General features: G+C 47.6%; 24 protein-coding genes. 14 read left to right on the top strand and 10 right to left on the bottom strand.

Annotation, left to right across the window (positions count from 1 at the left end):
• Positions 1–29: 29 nt before the first annotated feature.
• The 3 genes from BM202_RS34065 to BM202_RS34055 all read right to left on the bottom strand — a co-directional run bounded on the left by BM202_RS34065 (position 30) and on the right by BM202_RS34055 (position 2,118).
• The gene (locus BM202_RS34065; protein ID WP_093834683.1) at positions 30–521 is read right to left on the bottom strand and encodes an RES family NAD+ phosphorylase; all 492 of its coding nucleotides are present in this window, start codon (positions 519–521) and stop codon (positions 30–32) included.
• The gene (gene parS / locus BM202_RS34060) at positions 521–946 is read right to left on the bottom strand and encodes a type II RES/Xre toxin-antitoxin system antitoxin (protein ID WP_093834681.1); all 426 of its coding nucleotides are present in this window, start codon (positions 944–946) and stop codon (positions 521–523) included. Before parS ends, BM202_RS34065 begins: the two co-directional genes overlap by 1 nt.
• A gap of 209 nt (positions 947–1,155) precedes the next feature.
• Positions 1,156–2,118, bottom strand: a complete 963-nt coding sequence (locus tag BM202_RS34055; RefSeq protein WP_093834679.1) for a helix-turn-helix transcriptional regulator — start codon at positions 2,116–2,118, stop codon at positions 1,156–1,158.
• Between the two features lie 64 nt (positions 2,119–2,182).
• Here BM202_RS34055 and BM202_RS34050 point away from each other — a divergent pair, with 64 nt between their 5' ends.
• A complete protein-coding gene (locus BM202_RS34050) occupies positions 2,183–3,358 on the top strand; it encodes an FAD-dependent oxidoreductase (RefSeq protein ID WP_093834677.1) in 1,176 nt (391 codons plus the stop codon).
• Between the two features lie 221 nt (positions 3,359–3,579).
• Here BM202_RS34050 and BM202_RS34045 read toward each other — a convergent pair whose 3' ends face one another.
• Both BM202_RS34045 and BM202_RS34040 read right to left on the bottom strand, forming a co-directional pair.
• Positions 3,580–4,500: a helix-turn-helix domain-containing protein gene (locus BM202_RS34045; protein WP_093834675.1), complete on the bottom strand. Its 921-nt coding sequence runs from the start codon at positions 4,498–4,500 to the stop codon at positions 3,580–3,582.
• A 47-nt stretch (positions 4,501–4,547) separates the two neighbouring features.
• Complete coding sequence (locus tag BM202_RS34040; protein WP_093834673.1) at positions 4,548–5,528, bottom strand: amidohydrolase family protein; 981 nt, start codon at positions 5,526–5,528, stop codon at positions 4,548–4,550.
• Positions 5,529–5,913: 385 nt separating this feature from the next.
• On the opposite strand from BM202_RS34040, the gene BM202_RS34035 reads away from it, so the two are divergent.
• The 7 genes from BM202_RS34035 (at position 5,914) to BM202_RS34005 (ending at position 12,033) form a co-directional block, all read left to right on the top strand.
• Positions 5,914–6,777, top strand: coding sequence for a DMT family transporter (locus BM202_RS34035; RefSeq protein WP_093834671.1), 864 nt, complete (start codon positions 5,914–5,916; stop codon positions 6,775–6,777).
• 263 nt (positions 6,778–7,040) lie between these two features.
• Entirely contained in the window at positions 7,041–7,691 is a 651-nt protein-coding gene (locus tag BM202_RS34030) for an NUDIX hydrolase (protein WP_093834669.1), read from the top strand.
• Between the two features lie 461 nt (positions 7,692–8,152).
• A complete protein-coding gene (locus BM202_RS34025; RefSeq protein WP_177236801.1) occupies positions 8,153–8,968 on the top strand; it encodes an SDR family NAD(P)-dependent oxidoreductase in 816 nt (271 codons plus the stop codon).
• The gene (locus BM202_RS34020; protein WP_093834667.1) at positions 8,965–9,711 is read left to right on the top strand and encodes an SDR family oxidoreductase; all 747 of its coding nucleotides are present in this window, start codon (positions 8,965–8,967) and stop codon (positions 9,709–9,711) included. The genes BM202_RS34025 and BM202_RS34020 overlap by 4 nt, the downstream gene beginning before the upstream one ends.
• A 10-nt stretch (positions 9,712–9,721) precedes the next feature.
• Entirely contained in the window at positions 9,722–10,051 is a 330-nt protein-coding gene (locus tag BM202_RS34015) for a hypothetical protein (RefSeq protein WP_093834665.1), read from the top strand.
• Positions 10,048–10,965: a helix-turn-helix domain-containing protein gene (locus BM202_RS34010; protein WP_093834663.1), complete on the top strand. Its 918-nt coding sequence runs from the start codon at positions 10,048–10,050 to the stop codon at positions 10,963–10,965. Before BM202_RS34015 ends, BM202_RS34010 begins: the two co-directional genes overlap by 4 nt.
• Before the next feature lie 66 nt (positions 10,966–11,031).
• Complete coding sequence (locus BM202_RS34005; protein ID WP_093834661.1) at positions 11,032–12,033, top strand: saccharopine dehydrogenase family protein; 1,002 nt, start codon at positions 11,032–11,034, stop codon at positions 12,031–12,033.
• Positions 12,034–12,193: 160 nt separating this feature from the next.
• Here the strand turns inward: BM202_RS34005 and BM202_RS34000 are convergent, their stop codons facing one another.
• A complete protein-coding gene (locus tag BM202_RS34000; RefSeq protein WP_093834660.1) occupies positions 12,194–12,937 on the bottom strand; it encodes an SDR family NAD(P)-dependent oxidoreductase in 744 nt (247 codons plus the stop codon).
• Between the two features lie 81 nt (positions 12,938–13,018).
• Between BM202_RS34000 and BM202_RS33995 the strand changes: the two genes are divergently transcribed.
• A complete protein-coding gene (locus BM202_RS33995; RefSeq protein ID WP_093834658.1) occupies positions 13,019–13,369 on the top strand; it encodes a winged helix-turn-helix transcriptional regulator in 351 nt (116 codons plus the stop codon).
• 754 nt (positions 13,370–14,123) lie between these two features.
• Here BM202_RS33995 and BM202_RS33990 read toward each other — a convergent pair.
• Together BM202_RS33990 and BM202_RS36940 are read right to left on the bottom strand one after the other, a co-directional pair.
• Complete coding sequence (locus BM202_RS33990; protein ID WP_093834656.1) at positions 14,124–14,858, bottom strand: PAS domain-containing protein; 735 nt, start codon at positions 14,856–14,858, stop codon at positions 14,124–14,126.
• Entirely contained in the window at positions 14,855–15,019 is a 165-nt protein-coding gene (locus BM202_RS36940) for a YpsA SLOG family protein (RefSeq protein ID WP_143100851.1), read from the bottom strand. The genes BM202_RS33990 and BM202_RS36940 overlap by 4 nt, the downstream gene beginning before the upstream one ends.
• Before the next feature lie 287 nt (positions 15,020–15,306).
• Here BM202_RS36940 and BM202_RS39250 point away from each other — a divergent pair, with 287 nt between their 5' ends.
• The 3 genes from BM202_RS39250 (at position 15,307) to BM202_RS33975 (ending at position 18,220) form a co-directional block, all read left to right on the top strand.
• Positions 15,307–15,618, top strand: coding sequence for a SpoIIAA family protein (locus tag BM202_RS39250; protein ID WP_093834709.1), 312 nt, complete (start codon positions 15,307–15,309; stop codon positions 15,616–15,618).
• Positions 15,619–15,741: 123 nt separating this feature from the next.
• Positions 15,742–16,965 carry a DUF6371 domain-containing protein gene (locus tag BM202_RS33980; RefSeq protein WP_093834654.1) on the top strand — a complete coding sequence of 408 codons (1,224 nt, stop codon included), beginning with the start codon at positions 15,742–15,744 and terminating at the stop codon, positions 16,963–16,965.
• 274 nt (positions 16,966–17,239) lie between these two features.
• Positions 17,240–18,220, top strand: a complete 981-nt coding sequence (locus BM202_RS33975) for a ThuA domain-containing protein (RefSeq protein WP_093834707.1) — start codon at positions 17,240–17,242, stop codon at positions 18,218–18,220.
• 464 nt (positions 18,221–18,684) lie between these two features.
• Here the strand turns inward: BM202_RS33975 and BM202_RS33970 are convergent, their stop codons facing one another.
• A complete protein-coding gene (locus tag BM202_RS33970) occupies positions 18,685–19,563 on the bottom strand; it encodes an SDR family oxidoreductase (RefSeq protein WP_093834652.1) in 879 nt (292 codons plus the stop codon).
• 92 nt (positions 19,564–19,655) lie between these two features.
• Here BM202_RS33970 and BM202_RS33965 point away from each other — a divergent pair, with 92 nt between their 5' ends.
• Both BM202_RS33965 and BM202_RS33960 read left to right on the top strand, forming a co-directional pair.
• Positions 19,656–20,027, top strand: a complete 372-nt coding sequence (locus tag BM202_RS33965) for a winged helix-turn-helix transcriptional regulator (protein ID WP_093834650.1) — start codon at positions 19,656–19,658, stop codon at positions 20,025–20,027.
• Between the two features lie 360 nt (positions 20,028–20,387).
• Positions 20,388–20,693, top strand: coding sequence for a hypothetical protein (locus BM202_RS33960; RefSeq protein WP_093834648.1), 306 nt, complete (start codon positions 20,388–20,390; stop codon positions 20,691–20,693).
• 180 nt (positions 20,694–20,873) lie between these two features.
• Here BM202_RS33960 and BM202_RS37680 read toward each other — a convergent pair.
• Positions 20,874–21,280 (bottom strand): M35 family metalloendopeptidase (locus BM202_RS37680; RefSeq protein ID WP_177236800.1); only part of this gene is annotated, 407 nt, incomplete at its 5' end.

The raw sequence follows: 21,280 nt of genomic DNA, 5'->3' as shown, positions 1-21,280 counted from the left end.
AAAAAATATTACCAAAAATACCCTGGTACTTAGGCTAAGGCCGCCGTTGGTAAACGTGGATCAATTGGGTAAGGCTGAATCGATAGAACGTGGCACTCGCTACGCTGAGCCCGTAAGGGATCTAACAATACATTGCGGGAAGGTGACAGAGGAACGACAGCTGAAGGCAAGGCCAAACATAAGCACTTATAGCGCTCGAACTGCTGGTCAGCAAAAAGCGGTAAGCCTACTGGGGTAGCATAGGGATCATCCCAGCCAAGAGGCAGTTCTTCCAAGCTTACAAAGCTTATGGAGTGGTCGGGTACGGCAATTTCACATAAAATCAACGGAGGCAGGTCCGCTAAAGGCGTACCATCCAGATGCACCATGTACTCCAGAAAACATAGCTCAGGGGTAGTTGCCGTGTAGACCATAGGCCGTCCTTTAGCATTCCAGCGCCCACCCCGTAGCTTAGCGCCTATGCCCTCCAGGATGCTGTCACGATGCGCGTCGGTTTGGATACGATACAGAGTGATGGCCATTAGCTGAAGACGCCATAGTCAATCCGCCCCAAGATGTCTTCGATTAACTGGACACCAGTGGGACTATCCAGCAGATCTAAGGGAGACCGATCCCCCAACAGCCGTAAGGGTCGACGCAACCAGCGGTTAAACTTGCCTTGGTCCTGGAAAACGGTTGCTCCATAGCCAGCCAATCGACCCAGTAGCAGCAGCTTTTCGGAGGTGGAGGCATCGAGTCGCCCAGCCTTAGCCTGTCTATGGAAAGTAGCCACAGACTGATTGAGTAACCCAGCCATCTCCTTATCGGTAACTCCTAGTAACCCGGCAATGCGTCCGGCCTCAGTGCCCATTAGTCCCTGGCGAGAGCGGTCAATGAGTTGAAGAGCCGTTAGGGGCTGAGGGAAGGGGTTTTGTTCGCTACTGTAAGCAGGAGCTTGCGTTGCCATGATGCGCTACCAACGAGGGCATGTAGTCTCATTTGATAGTGCTGTAACTATCTTTTGATACTTATGGTTCGTGGATGAACTGAAAGGGTGAAGAAAGTTAGGTGAAAGATGTCTCATTTTGAGGAGCGTTTAGTGAGAACAAGTTGAATGGTTATTCTAAATAACAGATGTTCGGTAGAAGTCGGCCGTCTGGTTCAGTGCCAGTTTAGCTAGCTCACTTGCCTAGCTGAAAATTTCTTGGGTTTGGTGCCCATGTGCTGCTCAAATACCCGGCAAAAGTGGCTCAGGTTTGTAAACCCTAACTGGTAGCCTACCTCTGAGACCGTCAACCCGCTTTCTCTCAGTAACTGAGCCGCTTTTTGCATCCGCATAGACTGATAGTATTCGAACACGCCTTTCCCAAACGTTTGCTTGAAAAGCTTACGCAGCTTGGGTTCGCTCATGTGCGCTTGGCTAGCTAAAAGAGCAATGGCCGGTGCTTCATGTAGATAGGCTTGTAGCTGATGCTTAACGGCGTAAAGGGCTTTGATGTCGTCAATGTGCACTCGACTCATTGGCAGCGCTTCCCGCTCCATCAACAAGGCCATGGTATAACACAGCAGTTCTTCGCATTTCAGTTTGTAGTAGTGGCGTTCCAGACTCTCGGGAACGGGTTGTTCTACTATGCCGCTGGCCGCATGGATAATGGAGGAGGATATGCCGGTTTCTAAAATAAAGTTGTCCCCGGCTTCCAGGACAGTTTTCACGATGGGATGGTCGATAGGACTAAAAAGTTGACGCAGATACGTTTGGGAAACGCTAATCGTCACACTGCCAAAGCTGGTATTTGAGGGCATTGACACCAGCGATGAAACAGCCTGCCGGGCGATTAAAATAGACGGCTGCTCGGATGGTACGGGCTGGCTATGAGTCACCAGGGAGGGAAAAATACCACTCAGCCGAAAAACGATGTGCTCCTGGGTGTGCATCAGTTCGTTGGTCCAATCGATCTCCACCGCTTCTCTCAAGTAGTAGTGACGAATCATCATCCGCAGCTCATTACCCCACTGAAAGCCTGTAATATAGCCCGCCCCCAGGTGTGGAGGGATATCGACAAATCGACCGCGGAGGCGAGCCCCGGTAGCCTCCGTGAAGGCCGCCATAAAACCGGGACCTACTACCTTAATTTTCATTTGCGACTATTTTTTGATCGAAACAAGCTATTTTACCCCTAAACATACGCCTAATTTTGCTTCCATGAAATCGATAGTAATTACCAATAAACAAGTGGCCATCGTTGGGGGTGGTCCTGGTGGGCTAACACTCGCCCGTCTCCTTCAAGCCAAAGGGATTGCCGTTACCGTCTATGAGCGAGATGTAAACAGCGCGATCCGGGTGCAGGGGGCTACGCTCGACCTGCATGTTGAATCTGGTCTGAAAGCCATTGAAGCCGCCGGTTTAATGAAGCGGTTCGAAGAAACCTACCGGCCTGGGGCTGATAAAGGACGGGTGGTCGATCAGCAGGGGAACATTATTTACGACGAACATGACCAGGCCGGGGAAAAAGCGTTCGGCGATGCTCTGTTTCGACCCGAAATTGACCGGGCGGATCTACGCAGTCTTTTAGTAGCTTCCCTACAAGCGGATACCGTTGTTTGGGACAGGCAGTTGGTAGATCTCTCGCCAGTGGGTGATGGCTGGCAATTGTCCTTTAAGAATGGCATCACCGCCTTCGCTGATCTGATTATCGGAGCCGATGGGGCCAACTCCAAAGTTCGGTCAGTGATTACACCCATTACCCCTTTTTACGCTGGTACGACCATTCTTCAGGGTAACGTGGAGAATGCCTCCGTCAGGGCGCCGACCATGTATGAGTTGCTGAAAGGCGGAAAAATCTATGCCCATGTCGAGGAGAAATATGTGCACGTATCGGCTAAAGGCGATGGGAGTATCGATTTTTACGTGAGCCTTATACGGCCGGAAAACTGGGCTAAAGCTAGTGGGATCGATTTTTCAGACCCAACCCAACGGTCGGCCTGGTTCGAAGACGAATTTTCGGGTTGGGGCCAAGTCTGGTTTGAGTTGTTCGACCAGACGGGGGTACCGTTCCTGGTGCGTCCCCAATACTGTGTGCCTTTTGATCAACACTGGGAGGCGCAGTCAAGTATTACGGTACTAGGTGATGCCGCTCATATCGCGCCCCCCACGGGGGAAGGGGTAAACTTAGCTATGCTGGATGCTTTGGAGTTAAGTGAATGCCTGACCAGTCCTAGTTTTTTAAACACGCAATCGGCTATTGCAACTTACGAAAAACAAATGTTGGCCCGGGGTTCAGACGAGGCCCAAGTCGCCATGGACACGGTGGCCTGGATGCACAGCCAGAATGCCTCCATGCAGTTAGTGCAGTTATTGACGGGATCATCCGGGGAGTGAATTACTAAACAAGGGACTGCAACGCTGAGTAACGTTGACGCATCCTAGCCCCAATCCGCTAGTGGATAGTAAACTATAAGCTTGGTACTTCCAAAGAAATACTCTCAGTAAACCCTCCCCAAAATGAGATGAAGATGTTTTTAGGAATCTACTTTTGGAAAGAGACGTTAAAAAAACGAGGAAAGTTTACCTGTCAATAGAACCAAGGGTGAATAGCCCCTTCACTGGAATGAGCGTCTGAATTCCAACGGCGACTGATTCGTTTTCGCTTTAAAGAACTTATTAAACGATTGAGAATGTTCGAAGCCCAACCCATACGACACTTCACTGACCGATAACGTGGTGGTCGACAGTTTTTCTTTGGCCTGCTCAATCAACTTCTTATGTATATACTGTTGGGTGCTTTGTCCGATCAACACGTTCAGTAGGTTACTTAGATATTTTGGCGACACGTTTAACTGGTCGGCAATATAGTGAACGGTTGGCAAGCCTTTGGAAACCAAATCATCCGTAGTCAGGTAGCTCGTCAAGAGGTTGTCCAACTGGGCTAATAGCTGATGATTCGATAGTTCCCGGGTGATGAATTGACGATGGTAAAACCGCTTCGAGTAACTAAGCAGACTCTCAATCTGGTCGATAATTATCTGTTTGCTGAAAGCATCAATCGGGGTGGTATACTCCTGTTTAATATTGTCAATAATGCGATTGATGGTTGCTTCTTCTTTAGTCGACAGCCATAAGGCTTCGTTCACCGAATACCCAAAAAAATCGTATTGTTTAATCGTCTTTGCCAGAGAGGTATGCCAAAAGAAATCGGGGTGAATCAGTAAGATCCAGCCTGAACGATCGGCTGTTGAAAGGCTGTTGGGTTGGATGTTGAGGACTTGATTAGGAGCCGCGAAAAACATAACGCCTTCCTCAAAATCGTAGGCCTGCTGGCCGTACTTGAGTGTAGCGTTCATGCCTCGTTTCACCGAAATCTGGTAGAAATCAAACATCAGATTCACATCGCCAATATCAACTGGTCGTTTCACTTCTGCATAATCCACCACGCTGAGCAGCGGATGCTCGGGTTGGGCTAGCCCTCTCAGCCGATGAAATTCGCTGATCGTTTTGATATGTTGTATCGGCCGTTGTTCCATAGGACAAAGTCAAGACCTATTTTTCGTGTTGTTCCCGGATTAACTAGTCATTTCGTAGATACACGGGTTAAGCGTTCCCAATTGGCGAATGAAAATTTTTCCTTGTCTTCGGGGCTTAAGTTAGTTGCTTCGACAAAGGTACGGGCCTCCCGGCCTGGCCGGTATTGGTAAGGATAGTCAGTCGAAAAAAGGATACGATCAGTTCCGATAATGTCAACGGATCGTTGCAAGTAAGACTGGCTGAACATGCCGCTGGCCGTTACATACAAATTCTGGCGAATGTAATCAATAAAGGGTTTGTCAAGCTTGGTGACTCGGTTCAAGGCCGCCAACCGTTCGGTGTAGAACAAAATCACTTCACCCCAGTGGCCGAGGATGATTTGCAGCTTGGGAAATCGGTCAAATACCCTGGCTAATACTAACCGAACAAATTGGATACCCGCTTCGTAGTGCCACCCCAGCCCAAATGTTGAAAAGGCTAGGTCCGTCAGCTCGTCAAATCCTGAGTAGTAAACATCCCTGACGGCTTTCTGGGGAATTTGGGGATGGATGAACAAGGGAACACCGAGCGTTTGAGCGCAGTCAAAGAGTTCCCAATAATCGGGATGGTCCAGATTTTTCTCCCGAGTTCGTCCGCATACCATCGCACCTTTTAAGCCAAGCTGGGTCACGGAACGGGTTAATTCGTTGGCGGCTTGGTTGGGCACCGCCATGGGCAAGGCGGCCAACCCTTGAAATCGTTCGGGTGTCTTTCTGACAATTTCCGCCACGTAATCATTCGTTACTCTGGCCAGGGGTACACTATTAGGGCCTAGATTGTGTAAACTCGGACTGGTGAGCGAAAGTACCTGCACGTCAACGCCGGTTTCGTTCATCAATCGAAGACGCGTGTCGCCGATTTCATGTAATCGATTGCCGATCTCGCCGACATGTAATTTGTGGGTTGGGTCGTCGGAATCGGCCACGTTTTTCCACTCATCCTCGACGGCTTTAGTCAGAAAGTGTTCTTCGATGGCGATTAGCTTCATATTACTGGGTCTTTTTGGGGAGCACAAAATTCACCTCCATTTACAAAACAACTGTAGCCAAACGTCAGATTATTGTAGTCGAAAAGGAAATGTGTGCTCCGAATCGAGCCACAGTATCCGGTACCACACGACTTGCCGAATTGTACCACTGGACAGCGAACAGACGATTAAGCAGCCATTGTAAAATGAGTATTCTCAAATAAGGTTCCCCAAAATGAGACGAATGAGCGTTCATGCATTTGCTCATTAAATGGGGAGATTTATAGTATACTAAAAGCACTGCCTATTGACGATTTATCGGCTAGCTAAACTCTATTTTTGCTAGCTTGCTACTCTGAATGGGCCATCGAATACAACCTATAAAGTAGCCCCTTACTCACCCGAAATGAGTTTATACGTTTTATCCCTGGTACTCACGGCTGCGGTTTTACACGCTTCCTGGAATCTACTTTCCAAAAAAACGCAAGGTAAAACGCCTTATATCTGGCTCATGTATATCGCCAGTAATGCGGTGTATTTACCGCTGCTCCTCTTTCAAATGAACCAGGGCGTTGCCATTAATTCACCACCACTCCTGTGGTTTTCGTTGAGCAGCGCCATCCTGCATCTCGGTTACTATATTGTCTTACAAAAGGGATATCGAAGGGCTGATCTTTCCGTGGTCTACCCCCTGGCCCGCGGATCAGGACCGCTGTTTTCATCCATCGTGGCGATTGTATTCTTACACGAACCCCTGAGAATAACGGCCACGCTTGGCTTGTTTCTTATTATCGCAGGCGTGCTGCTGATCACCGGCCTGAGCTTTAAGAAAGAAGACAACCAGAAACTACTACCCGGTATCACCTACGGCGTGCTCACGGGTTTGTTCATTGCTTTATACACATTGAATGATACCATTGCTGTCAAAACCTATAGTCTATCGCCATTACCACTCACCTTGGGCACCAATCTGTTTGGCGCTGTTCTGCTTTTTCCCTTCATAGTTTCTAAACAAGACGAGCTAAAACGAGAAATAAAGCTCCATAAGTGGCTCATTCTAGCCATCGCTATCTTGAGCCCTGCCGCTTACATACTGGTCTTGGAAGCACTCAAATATGCGCCCTTAACCGTCGTGGCACCCGCCCGGGAAACCAGTATTTTAGTAGGCGTTTTTATGGGGTCAAGAGTATTCGATGAGGAAGATGGACGAAGGAGGCTCATGGCAAGTGGATTAATTTTAGGTGGCATAATTGCCTTAAGTTTAAGCTGACAACAACTAGTTATTCAGAGGTAACTTAATAAACGTCTACGGTTAAGTCTATTCGCTACCTACACGTACATCGGCTCACTAAGTGCCCATCGTTATTGGGCAATACTAAGTCAACAGGCCATCTGGATAATTCGACTTCAATTAATCCAACCTAAGCGTTAAACTAGCCACAAACCAATGGCCCATTGAAACGCCCAAGTGGCCTCCAATGAGCTATAAGGCGAAACAAATCAAGCATTACTTTTAAGCTTAAACTAAATCAAATGGAAGAGTACTTTGATGTGTACAAGCCTACTAGTGAGGCTTCAGGCCTAATAAAGCCAAAAAGTGAGGTCCATAAAAATGGTTACTGGCACAAATCGTTTCATTGCTGGATAATCTATACCGACTCCAAGGGCGAAGACTATATTTTGCTTCAACAAAGAGATCCTTTCGTCAAAAGCTGGCCCGGCAAATTCGATACGTCTGCCGCCGGGCATTACATGGCAGGGGAAGGGATTGAAGGTGGGCTTCGTGAACTCAAGGAAGAGTTAGGGATTATGGTGACCGAAGCGGACCTCATTCCATTAGGGTTACGCGTGTGCGTGAATGAATTTGATCCAGCATCGTTAAATTATGAATTCCAAGATGTCTACTTTTTAGTCGATAGGCGAAGTTTACTGGATTATAGCATGGCATTGGGAGAAGTAGCGGGCCTGGTAGCTGTACCTGTTCAGGAAGGCATTGCGCTGTTTACAGACGAACTTGAGAAGATCTCAGCCCCAGGATTGAGATTGAATCCAAATGGGGCAGTCGAACCAACGATTTTCGACATTATAAAAACTGACTTTGTCCCCTCGCTGGACAACTTTTATCTGAAGATCATGATTTTAGCGGAACGCGCCCTGCGAGGCGAAAAGCATTTATACATATAACTGAATCGGTAGCACTAATGCCCCTGTTTTCATAAATCCTGTTTGGCGGTGGATATCCTGTTATTTCTCAGCAAACGCTCCCTCTTGAGACGAAGAAGGTTACATGTATCGTCTCAGATAACCGGGCATTTTTAGAGATGGATTGTCTTAATAACTGTCAAGTGGTACGCCACCGCGGTACTAGCCGTAGCATACGCCAGAACAAGACAGTGATCCTTTTGTCACGTTGATATAACGTTCAAAAAACATCACCCACAACTGTCCACTTTTAGTTGATGACCTACCTGGTTAGGTTAAGTCCTGCTATTGTCTTTCTGTCAAAAAGACGTCCATCCCTTTCTAAATCGCAGTTTCTTCTTTATAAAACAGTACCCCGTTTTATTGGACACACCATTGACCAATATGGATACAGGGATCAAGCGGTAGCCGTGGACCTTTGCATGGAACTCTACAAACGAATTATGCAAACCATCTTCATTACCGGAGCCTCATCCGGACTGGGAAAAGCAGCCGCTAACTTATTTCAGGCCAAGGGTTGGCACGTCATCGCCACGATGCGCCATCCAGAAAAGGAAACCGAGCTTACTCAATTGGATCGGGTGACCCTCTTACCGTTAGATGTAACCCAGGCCGACCAGGTGAGCCAAACTATTCAGAAAGCCCTAGAAATGGGGGTCGATGTAGTCCTCAATAATGCCGGCTTCGGACTCGTGGGCGGATTTGAAGCCTACACGCTGGATCAAATCAAGCGCCAACTGGATACCAACTTACTGGGCGTATTTCGGGTGTCCCAGCCTTTTATTACCTATTTTAGAGAGCACCACAAGAAGGGGCTATTTCTGACCATTACATCGGCTGCTGGCATAGCGGCCAATCCACTGGCCTCCATTTATAGCGCCACAAAATTTGCCCTGGAAGGCTGGAGCGAGGCCATGAACTACGAAACTGATCAATTTGGCATTCGCTTTAAAACCATTGCTCCCGGAGCGATGAATACGGATTACGTGGGGCGTTCGCTGACGTATGTCGCGCATGAGGCTTACACGCCCCTTTGGAACAAGATGATTGCCGGCTTTGACGATGGCAGTACAAATGTCATCTTTTCCGATCCCGCAGCCATGGCCGAAATCATCTATGAAGCGGCCACCGATAACAAATTACAACTCCGGTATCTGGCTGGCCCGGATGCGGTAGCGGCTGATGAAACTCGTCGACAAATCGGTCTGCAGGCGCATAGTGAACAAATCAGTGCACTTTACAAAATCAACTACGTATGAAAACTATAAATTTAGGAGGTAAAGTGGCCGTTATTACCGGAGCAAGCAGCGGCATCGGCAAGGCCATCGCAACGTATCTGGCCAGTCAGGGGGTTATTGTTAGTCTGGGCGCACGCCGGATGGATAAATTAGACGAGCTGCAAAGTCAGATTACCTTTCAGGGGGGAAACGCAAGTGTATGGCTCACCGACGTTACACAAAAAGAATCGGTTAATGGGCTCATCCAGCATACATTGGATACCTTTGGCCAGGTGGATGTGATGATCAATAATGCCGGGGTGATGTTGTTATCCAAACTGGAAGAACTGCGCTTTGAGGAGTGGGATGCCATGATCGATACCAACCTGAAGGGCATACTTTATGGAATAGGCGCTGCACTGCCTTATTTCAAAGCCCGCAAAGAAGGTCATTTTATTAATGTTTCCTCCTTGTCTGGCCACCGGGTAGATCCGACCAGTGCGGTGTATTCAGCCACTAAGTTTGCCGTCCGGGCGCTTTCGGAAGGATTACGCCAGGAGGTCAAACCCTACAACATCCGAACAACCATCATCTCGCCGGGTGTCATTCAGTCTGAACTCACCCAGGCGATCACGGATCCTTACGCAAAAGAAATGGTAAAGGGGATGGAAGGTATGGCCATTTCAGCGGATGCAATTGCCCATGCCGTGGCGTATGCCATGAGTCAGCCGCAGGATATTGACATTAGTGAACTGATTATTCGGCCAACGGCTCAACCCTATTAACCCCAAAAACATGTCAGCGACAAAACAACCCGGTGGTTTAGAGATGACCACCTTTACATTGGCAAAGGGAAAAACATACCAGGACTTTATGGCTGCTAATGCGGAGGTGGATGTCTGGCTAAAAAAGCAACCGGGTTTTCAATCCAGGCATATTGCCGGGCAACCGGACGGCACAATTATCGATGCCCTGATCTGGAACTCACAGGCCGATGGAACCAATGCCCTGCATAAGCTGCTGAATGAACTTGCCGATTCTCCTGTGCATGATTTAATCGATCAGGGAACAGTTTCCTGGACTATATATCCTATTTACCACCAGCTAAAAAGCGCTCACTCATGAAAAAGGAGCACTCTCCGCACCTCATTCAAAGCATATCCGAACTGCTCCGGTTTTTGCAGCTTCCCAAACCTATGCATCCGCTGGTAGCGCTGGTTGATTATCAAGATATACGGGCAGACACCGAGCATCTTGGCAAAGGTTATGTACTGAATTTTTACAAAATATCCTTCAAAAAACATTTTGCCGGGCAAATCCGGTACGGGCAAGGATACTATGATTTTGAAGAAGGTGGCCTTTCGTTTACGGCCCCGAACCAGGTGATAGCGGCTGCCGAAGAAGAAAAAGATTACAGCGGTTATACATTGTTGTTCCATCCGGATTTCATCCGCAACTATCCACTTGGAAAACACATCGGCAAATATGGTTTTTTCGCTTATTCCGTTGCCGAAGCATTGTATTTATCCGACAAGGAAAAGAAGCTTATTTTTCCGGTATTTGATGCAATAGCGATAGAGCTGGATACGAACATCGATCATTTCAGCCAGGATGTTCTGGTGACGCAAATAGAACTGCTGCTGAATTATAGTAATCGTTTTTACAATCGCCAGTTCATCACCCGCAAAGTAGTCCATAATGATTTGATCGTCGAAATGGAATCGTATCTGGCTGATTTTTTTGAAGCAGAAAAATCGCTGTTCGAAGGACCGCCAACGGTGCAGCAACTAGCCGATCACCTCAACGTTTCACCCCGTTACCTGAGCGATATGCTTCGTTCGCTTACGGGACAAACGACCCAGCAACATATTCATAATAAACTGATTGATAGGGCAAAGGATATTTTGAGCACCACCAATGCGACGATTGCTGAAATTGCCTATCAACTCGGTTTTGAGTATCCCCAATCTTTCAACAAACTTTTCAAAAGCAAAACTAAAATTTCCCCACTTGAGTACCGGCAATCGGTAAACAATTAAGCGTGTTTCCGGGAAATTCGGCATGGATCGACCATTCAAAATCCTCAACATGTTGATAATTCCTTTATGACAACTATAAGTAACACCACGCAAGGCAAACTACTGATTTACGGAGCAACCGGATTCACCGGCAGTTTGGTTGTCCATGAAGCAGCCCGACGCGGTCTCGACTTCGACATTGCAGGCAGAAACAAAGATAAGTTAGCCGCGCTATCAGCTGAATTGACTGTTCCCTATCATGTATTTTCTGTTGATGATATTGACGGATGGGAGAAAGGTTTAGAAGGTAAAACAGCCTTGCTAAATATTGCAGGTCCGTTCAGCCAAACGGCAAATCAGGCGATGGATGCCTGCATTACATTTAAAGTGCATTACGTCGATATTACTGCGGAAGTGGATATTTATCGTCTGGCCGAACGTAAAGATGCTGCCGCCACTGCAGCAGGTATCATGGTAATGTCCGGATCAGGCTTATTTACGACGTATGATCCATTGGTTGTCCATACGGCTCAACGGGTAAAAAATCCGGTTGCCCTTCGGGTAGCGTTTACCTATTCGGGCGGGTTTACACCGGGTTCGGTGGCCAGCAGTGCTAATATTATTGGCGCAGGGCTATTGGTCAGGAAAAATGGGGAGCTAATAAAATTAAGTGAAGCTCAATCGGCTTCATTTGATGTTGGCAACGGCCCGGAGGAGTTTTCTTTACTGCCATTGGGTGGCGTCGTGCTCAGTTTCAAATCAACGGGTATTCCTGATATTGAGGAATATTTTAAACTGGCGCTCCCGGCAAACTCGGCCAAGGAAGGTGTTTTGACAGAAGGACATTCCCCGGCAGATTTAACAACTGAACGAAGTACGATTCTGATAGAAGTTACCGGTGAAGACGGAACTATAGTCAGGTCGATGGCCGATATGCCGGCCGGTTATATGCCGACGGCTTCATCCGCCGTCGAGATTGTAAGCCGCGTCCTGAACGGATCAGTAAAAACTGGGTTTCAATCGCCGGCTTCGGCCTATGGTGCAGCGTTATTGACCTCACTACCCGTTGTGAACGTTACTGACTTTTAAGACTGCTCTTACCCTCTTGCCCATTTGGTAATACGGTCGTAGATCATTGGCATAAAATAGCACATTGCCATGTAAATAAAAGCCCCCAGTTTGTTAGCGTATTACCGCTAACAAACTGGGGGCTTTTGGCGACTGGTACGATTTTGATTTATTAAATCGCTCAAAGAAGCGTCGATCCACCATCAATAATATGATCTGAACCGGTAATGAATGAGGCTTCATCACTGGACAGGAAGGCAACGAGTTGACCTATTTCCTTAGGCTTTCCGATACGGCCCAAAGGCGTCAAGCTAATCAGGTAGTCAGTCAGGCCATTTAAGGCCTCATCAGCCATGCCCATTTTGCTAAATAATTCGGTATCAATGGCGCCCGGACTAATCGAATTCACCCTTATCTTTCTGGATGCCAGTTCCAAGGCCGCTGTTTTGACGATCGAATTAACCGCCGCTTTGCTGGCGCTGTAAACACTCAAACCTGGGCTTACCGTAGAAGCCAGGACAGAGGATAAAACGACAACGGAAGCGCCATCGTTAAGATAGGGAATGAATTTGCTCAACGTGAAGAAAACGCCCTTATAATTAATGTTGTTGATCGTGTCGAAGTTTTCGGGTGTTTCCCGTTCAATTGACGATGTACCGGATACGCCCGCATTGATATAGAGGATGTCAACCTTCCCAAATTTTTCTGTCACCTCGCTGACCAGCCTATCGATATCCTCCAGCTTTGCCTGATCGGATAAAATGGCGATAACACCCAGTTCTTGGGCGGCTTGATCAATAGCCTCTTGTCTCCTTCCGGTAATAATAACGGTAGCACCCATTTCCTTCAGAACCTTAGCGGTTCCATACCCCATGCCACTATTTCCACCGGTAATGACGGCTATCTTATTGTCAAATTTTTTCATCCTTGTCGTTAATTCATCAAATGTAGGTTATACTTGCTATACATTTGTAAGCGGTATAACCGAGTATAGCACGTATTAAGTATGGTACGCGACATTGATCAATCGACAAAAGCTAAAGAATTTGACGCGTTGCTGGATACGCTTTACGTCATTGGCGGTAAATGGAAAATACCCATTATCCATGCGATCTGTTCGGCCAATCGTCAACGTTTTCGAGAAATAGAACGCAGTGTGACCGGCATTACATCTAGGATGCTTGCCCGTGAACTGAAAGAGATGGAAATGAATCGATTAATCACCCGAACCGTCTATGCCGAAACACCTGTGCGTATCGAATACGAAGTCACGGACTATTGTAAAACCCTTGTTCCGATGATTCAGTCGATGATTGACTGGGGTATGTTGCATCGACAGAAAATTAAGGAAAGCTAGTGTCTAAGCAGGCTTGCGCGTATAAATCTGGTCTTGGACCTGCTCCATTTAACTGGACGCAGTACCTGAGAGGTCAAGGTAAACATGATCTTCCTCGTGTGTTAACAGCTCAGCCGAAGACAATAGGTTCGCCTACGTAGCGTAAGAGGCATTCGTAGGCTACAGATTGATATGTAGAAACTTTGCATCCTATCCGCCTACCCGATCCCCTTCAATTAAACTCCGAATCATTTTGCGGAAAATATAGTATGTTCGGCGTTGTGTCTTAATGGCTTCAACCCGTTCGGTTTGCTGACAACGCGGGCATGTGTGATGGCTAGCGTATGCGACTGATGGCGTTGGACAAATATTAAAAAATCACTGTCTCACAATTCGCTGCCACATGAGACGACGAGTATCCCTGTAAAGGCCCATTCAGGCTTTTCATTAAACGGCTGGTTTTACTAATTGTCAAGTGGTACGCCACCGCGGTACTAGCCGTAGCATACGCTTCGCTATTACCACTAGGACTAAACATACCTTCACCGACATCCAGTAAAACTCAGTCTATTCACCTCAAGATCTACGCTAGTTACTACTGTACGCTACTTTCTTGAAGGGCTTTGGCAGCAACGAACCTGATCACGGATCGTTCAGCAACTGTCTTCACCATTTTCCAACCGACAGTTGGACCTGTATTCAGAGCTTATAGTGAGGGGTTGATTTTAGACTAATCGCTTCACATGGATTGTGTAACAGGAACAGTACGCGTAGTTTACGAGTCGGCTGACATGACGTAGCGTTCAACAGATGAGTAATGAGTCAAGGCCCCTTGACGGCTATACAAGGGCTCAATCCGCATATGACATACATAAGACGTACCCCCTTTGTGGTAATTTAGTAACTCCACTTCCACCGGTTGAACCCGTCTCAGCTGGTCCCGAATATAGCCCAAAACTGCCTCATCGGTAGCTGGTCCCTGGAGCATCTGGGGACTCTGGCCCACCACCTCGCTCGGCCGATGACCAGTTAAGCTCAAAAAGCTTTGGCTCGTCCATAAAATTAGTTTTTGTGCATCCGTGATGATGAGGGTATCGCTCTGGCTTAAGGCCTGGTGATAGGACTGCCGTTGTTGAGTGGTGAGCGACCAGCTAAAGAGCGCCTGGAGTTGATTGAACAGGGCGATATCCGTCGATTGCTCACGCTGTTGATTGATCCACTGCTCCAGGTCAGTCACTTCCTTTCGTTGGCGCAGTAAGATGGCCGCTCGTCGGGTTTTGTGAAGAAAAAGGCGCTCCGCTTGTTGAGCTGAGTACCGGGCAATCGCTTTAGTCCACCCAATAGGCTGGAGAAAAAGACTAATTTGGGCCATCTCGCGTTGATGCCGTTCATTCAAACGGGACTTCGCTTGCTTTTCGGCGGTCTCGTTGTCTTTTACTTCCTGAAGTTGATTGGTTTGCAAAGCTAATCGCAAAAGAACCCATCCTTCCTGGGTTGATTTCTCATTCATAGACTAACTCGGCAGTAGATATAGAACCAGAACTCAACTATCAACATCCTGGGCGCCAGGCCACCGGTTGGAATACCCAGCGACCGGGCGACTTCCAGCCCCAGTTGGTCGATGCCCGTCTGGCCCCCGGAGATGATACGTTCAGGTTGATGGGTGCTCATAACGCTTGCAATAAAACTGGGAAGTAGCTACATGTACCGTCTCAATCACTAAAATATAATGCTAAATAAGCCTTACTCTGTTTCAGAGTACACAATAAAAGGGCCAAAACAGCGTTTATAATTCAGTAAGCGTCTCAAGCCCCGATGGTCCACCCAGCGGGGCTTTTTTTGTTAAGCTGACCGTAGCCTGGATTCGATTACTTCATTGCAAAAACCAACCCTATCATGATTCAGACGATTGATCTTAAGGATGAGCGGATAGTAGGCTATCGCATCGATGGCGATATATCGATATACGATATACGATATACGATATACGGCCGCTGATTGATGAGGTAAAACGGAAAGTAGCCCAGTATCCGACCAACTTACGAGCCTATGCGGAGTACATCAGTGTAGGTTCGATTTCACCGAAAGCTTTTTGGGAAGACCTCAACGCCGATGCTACGTATCTGAGTGCCTTTGAGAAAGCAGCCGTCGTCACCGATAAAGAGTGGGTAGGCTCACTGGCCAAACTGGGAAATCTGTTTCCAGGCTTGACTATACAGGTGTTTCTCTTTTCCGAACGGGAGCAGGCTATTGACTGGATAAGCCAGTAAGCAAACGTAGCCAAGCTGGGGACTGGCCAACTACCGCATTTGATAAGAAAATGATACCCTGTATCAGCATACCGAAAAGGCGCTAGGAACGTTAGCTGGGAACCAATTTTTAGTTTTACCTCCATGCCGACCAATACGTTCCGTTATCAGCTACCCAAAAAGGCCATTAAATCCGATTGCCCGAGTTGCGGCCCTAAACACCGTAAAACATTAAGTCGCTATATCGACACCCAAACAGGCGAACTCTTGCCCGACATGTACGGCCGCTGCGACCGGGAAAGCAATTGTGGCTATCACCTCAACCCGTACCACAAAGGCGCGTCCGGTCTGTCTTACTACGAGCAGATGAAGGCCCAGACTAGTGTGGGTCCCATCCCCAAAAACTGGTTTACCATAGCAGCCCGCCAGAAGCACGCGGGCCTATTGAAACAGAATATCATTACCCAGCTTATGCAGCGGGAAGGAGCCAGTCTTGAGCAGGCCGAACATGTTGCGAACTTCCTGTTCGACAAATCATCCCCATCGAACCGCCCAGTTGGACCCGTACATTTCATCCCAACCCAACCAGCCAGTCCGCTTTGCACCATTCCTGAGGAGGTGTTTACTCAATCGCTGGGCCATTATGAACGCAATCAGTTTGCCAGGTTGCTACGTCGTCGTTTTGGGGATACCGTTGCCAACGATCTGTTAAACCGGTTCAACATTGGTACCTCTGGCCGCTGGCCGGGGGCTTGTGTGTTCTGGTTTATCGATGAGTGGCAACGCATACGGGGCGGGCAGATCAAGTTGTTTGATGATACGTTTCACACCGTCAACTACGTGATCAAAGCGGGTGAGAAGCGAAGCCGAACCACCTGGGTCCATTCCTCCTATGCCCGCCGGTGTGATGAACTGAACCAGCCTTACCCGGCCTGGCTGATGGCCTATCTGGACGAGCGAAACGAGGTGCAGAAATCGCCTTGTTTATTCGGGTTGCCGCAACTCCTAACCGCCGACACCGATCAGCCAATTGCCATTGTAGAAGCGCCTAAAACGGCGGTTATCAGTACGCCTTATTTTCCCGGCTTTATCTGGATGGCCGTGGGGGCGTTGTCGTATTTGAATGCTGAACGGCTGGCCCCGTTGCGCGGCCGACGCATTGAGTTATTTCCTGACTTGTCGAAAGATGGAAGTGCCTTTGACCGCTGGAACCGGGTCGCCGGTGAACTGCTGGCGCAAGGATTTCAGATTACCGTGTCAACCTATCTGGAAGATAATGCAACGGACGACGAACGAGCTGCCGGGGCTGATTTGGCGGATTTCTTACTCGAACAATGGCATGATTATTCATCCCAGTGGGACGAGTAAATGGGAGGTTTACTTGAGCGGATAATGTATAGTGCCTGCTCAACGCAATTTGTAGCATACCCGATCACCAGTAAGCACTAATAAACCCATATGACCTGTTGCCCAGTCGAGCGAACGAATTTGTTGCTTCAGAGCGGGAGGGTAGGCAGAAACAGCATTCGATAAAAGTAGATTCAAGTCAGTACTTGGTTTGAAGACTAGTGCCCCCTTGTGCACATACGGTGTGACGGACCCAGAGCCGTTATGATCCACGTCCCTTACTCACCAAATGATCATGAAATCCCTCTTTGCTAGTCTACTCCTGCTACTCCTTGGGGTGCATTCTGTTCAGGCTCAGGCACCCCAAAACCAAAAGCTTAACCTCATTCGCACGCTCATCGTCGACGGCCAGAACAATCACGAGCAATGGCCCAAAATCACCTTTATGATCAAGCGCTACCTGGAAGAGACGGGTAAGTTTTCGGTCGATGTACAGCGCTCGTACTATACCTGGAATGGCGATGAGTTGATGGAAAAATATAGAATTCCCGGTGTCCGGGCGACTAAAGCCTTATCCAAACCCCGAGCCGATTCCAGCTTCCATCCTGACTTCGCCAGCTATGACCTGGTGGTCTGCAATTTTGGCTGGGAGGCCGCCCCCTGGTCCGATGAGACCCAGCGTGATTTTGACACGTTTATCAAAAAGGGGGGCGGTCTGGTCGTCATCCATGCGGCCGATAACTCGTTTCCCCGCTGGCCCGCCTACAACAAAATGATCGGCCTGGGCGGGTGGGGGGATCGCACCGAGAAAGACGGTCCTTATGTGTACTACACCAACGAAGGGGCCCTGATGCGAGACCCCCAACCCGGACAGGCCGGATCGCACGGGGCGCAGCAGGAGATTCAGATAAAGATTCGGCAAGCCAGCCATCCCATCACCCAAGGCATGCCCCTGACCTGGATGCACACCAAAGATGAGCTGTACGACCGCCTGCGGGGACCTGCCGAGCACCTGCAGGTGCTGGCCACGGCCTACTCGTCAAAACAAAATAAAGGCACCGATCGTCACGAACCGATGCTGATGACGATCAATTACGGGCAAGGCCGGATTTTCCACACCCCCCTGGGTCATATGGATTATTCGGTGGAATGTGTTGGGTTCATCACCTGCCTGCAACGAGGTGCCCAGTGGGCTGCCACCGGCAAAGTCGACATCCCCATCCCCTCGGACTTTCCTACCCCCACCGCTACCCGTCACCGGCGCTTTGTCGAGTAATGGCCATGGTCAGGGGGCAGTTAGTCAATGAGCTGCCGGTATTGGGATTGAAGTTTATTCAGGGAAACGGACTAATTGTCGTGTGTTTTGGGCTTAAAAGTCAGATGTCTTGTCCGGAAATGATTCGGACGTTTAATTGAACGGTTTTGGTAGCTGATTACGACAAGTTCAGTTAATGATGATCATTGACCTTTTTATGAACGATCACAAATGAACTAATCTATGCAAATTAGGCAAAATAGGTTACATTTTAATTCTGATTGATAAGTGACTATTGCCACAACAAACTGTCTAATGGATTTACTCTAGTTTACTGGACACTAGATCAAGATTAATTTGAGTCGTGTCCAGTAAAATAAAGTAAATTCAGTAAGATTTTGGACTAGTTGCCTACACATAACCACCTGAAGCTAGTAAACAGTTTTTGTTCTGAAGTAAGCGGTAGGTGAGCGGGTAAGAACAGCTTAACCGTAGATCGTATTGATAAACTGCTTGACACTCGTCGGTTTTCTGCCTAAAAAAGTCGCTAACGTAGTATCTTCTACATTTAAGGCGTCCTGTGCTTGTGCCACAGCCCACATCATAAACATCCCTATATACAAATCGGGCACACCTGCTTTTTTTAGAATGGATTCAAATTCATCGACCGGTGGAGATATATACTGGATATCTTTCCCTAAGGTAGCCGACAAATCGGTGGCTATTTTGTCAAAAGAAACCGATTCTGTATTCGTCAGTGGATAGATCTTCTGTTCATGGCCTTTGGTCGTCAACACATGAGCAGTAGCTTCGGCCAATTCGTCTCGAAGCACCCAACTAGCTTTACCTGACTGGGCAGGAAACAGGATAACCCCTGTTTGGGCTACGTTGCCGCCAACAAAAACTGGAATCATCTCCAAATAAATGCCGTTTTGCAATATAGTATAGGCAAGGCCACTATTTTTTAGAAACTGTTCTGACTCAACATGAGCGTGTTGAAAAGAGGCTATGGCCGTTTCGGCAAACGTTGGTTTTCTGACAAAAGAGGTGTAAACGATATGCTTAATGTTGGCTTGTTGGGCGGCTTTGATTACATTAATGTGGTGAGCCGTTCGGTTTTCAACGGCCTCTCTGTCGTTGCTGGACACCAATAACAGCTTATCAACACCCGTAAACGCGTTCACTAACGAATCGTAATCCGTGTAATCACCCACTCGTACCTGAATTCCTTTTTCGGTTAAGCGTTGTGCTTTTGCGGCATCTCTAACGAATGCCGCTATGTCAGCAGCCTTAACGCCTTTGGTCAATAAATGGTCAATGGCTTTAGCACCCAATTGTCCTGTTGCCCCTGTAACAAGAATCATAGTTTGTGTTTGGTTGAATGTGATGCAAAACTAAATTCGGTATGGGTGCTAACCGATATACTTTAGTATAGTAATTCAATAATCGACTGATTATGAGTAGTTTTAGAGAGTTAATAGAACAGGCAGAGGTAAATCAGTGTCCCCGACAATTCACCCTTGCCTTAACAGACACGATGAATGTTGTCAGCGGCAAATGGAAACTGCCCATTATTGCCGCCCTGTTTTACAAAAAAAACAGGTTTAAAGATTTGTTGGACAGCCTAGAAGGGATAACACCCAGGATGTTATCAAAGGAGCTGAAAGAACTGGAGATCAATGGTATGATAGAACGTAAGGTAACCAATCACCCCCCTGTTTTAGTGGCGTATACCTTAACAGAATCTGGCCAAAATATTATTACGGTTATTGATGCCATGATTGACTGGGGCTTACTGCATAGAAAGGGGGAAATGAAAAGGATCTAGTTCACTAATCATAGTTAAGAATCAGTCAACTGAACAAAATCTTATGACATGGTACCTACTGTACAGGGTTCTAAGCAGGTTGGAATTATTATGCTAATTGTCTTGTCCGGAATCATCGGGAGGTTTTCGTGAACGATTTCAAAAATTGCTCCTCTTATAGTAATGTGTTTTCATTTATAGTGCAATACGAGTTCAATAAATAGTTTTAGCTTGCCTTTTATTGAACGAAATCTGTCTTGACCCGTCCTGGATTTTGTTGACCGTTGTCTGGTTATAACCCCGATTGACCTCAAGGGGAGTGATTTTACGTTAGAGTCGACTATAGAAAGTACAGGCGATAATCCGCCAAGCGCAGGCAGTATGGTTGGCGGAGAGGTTGATCAGTACTACGTCTTCCAGATAAATAACTTCTCTCAGTTTATTGTTCAGTACGTACAGGATAAAAAGCCAATAAATCCTGAAGATTTTGTATTTAATCAGTTTATTGACAAGAATATTAATAAACTTAAGATTACAAAAAATGGAGGCCTCATTGACTTTTACATCAATGAGGAGAAAATTCAAACTCGCCGAGTACACCCCTTATCCAGTCAGCAGATTGGTTTGATTGGAGCAGGCCACAACGCTACGTGTAAACATGTGCTGCTGAATGGCTTGTCAAAATAATCCAGTTCCTTATTTCAGGACTGGTCATTGACATAGCATGAAGCCCCCTGGTGGGTGGCGATTGGACGGAAACCGCCAGTCTCTACTCCCGTGGAGCGGATACCGATTGATGATAAAGCATCATCGGGAGTATTCCTACTGGTGCACTGGATTACTGGGCTGGAGGTTACGGCACGTTTTTTACAAACCACGTGACCCCTGGCCAAGTCCAAAACGCGGATTGGGGTCACGCTTAAGATCAATATGGGCCGCAAAGCCTGCATAAGAACTCGGATTGTGCAGGGATAAGTCGGCGGATTGCCTGTTATAGGCGGCTTCGAACTCCGAAATATGCGTATCACTCCGGCCAGAAATCCGATCAAATACGTGTACGCCTTCGTGAATCAAAACGGCCGCCCGTGAATTTTCTCCAATGAACGGTCCAAAATTAGAATTGACATTGGTAAAGGCAGGTCCAAAGGTAATTGGGCCATTGATGGGGGCTTCGGCTGCCGTGAAGATGCCGTTGATCGGCGCACCCGTGCGAAAACGAGTCTCGCTGGCCGCATACAAGCGGATCAATTGAGTGTAACGCTCAATAATCGTTT

Origin of the sequence: Spirosoma endophyticum, from assembly GCF_900112365.1 — a bacterium.
Lineage (GTDB): Bacteria > Bacteroidota > Bacteroidia > Cytophagales > Spirosomataceae > Spirosoma > Spirosoma endophyticum.
This window is presented reverse-complemented; position numbering and strand designations above follow the sequence as displayed.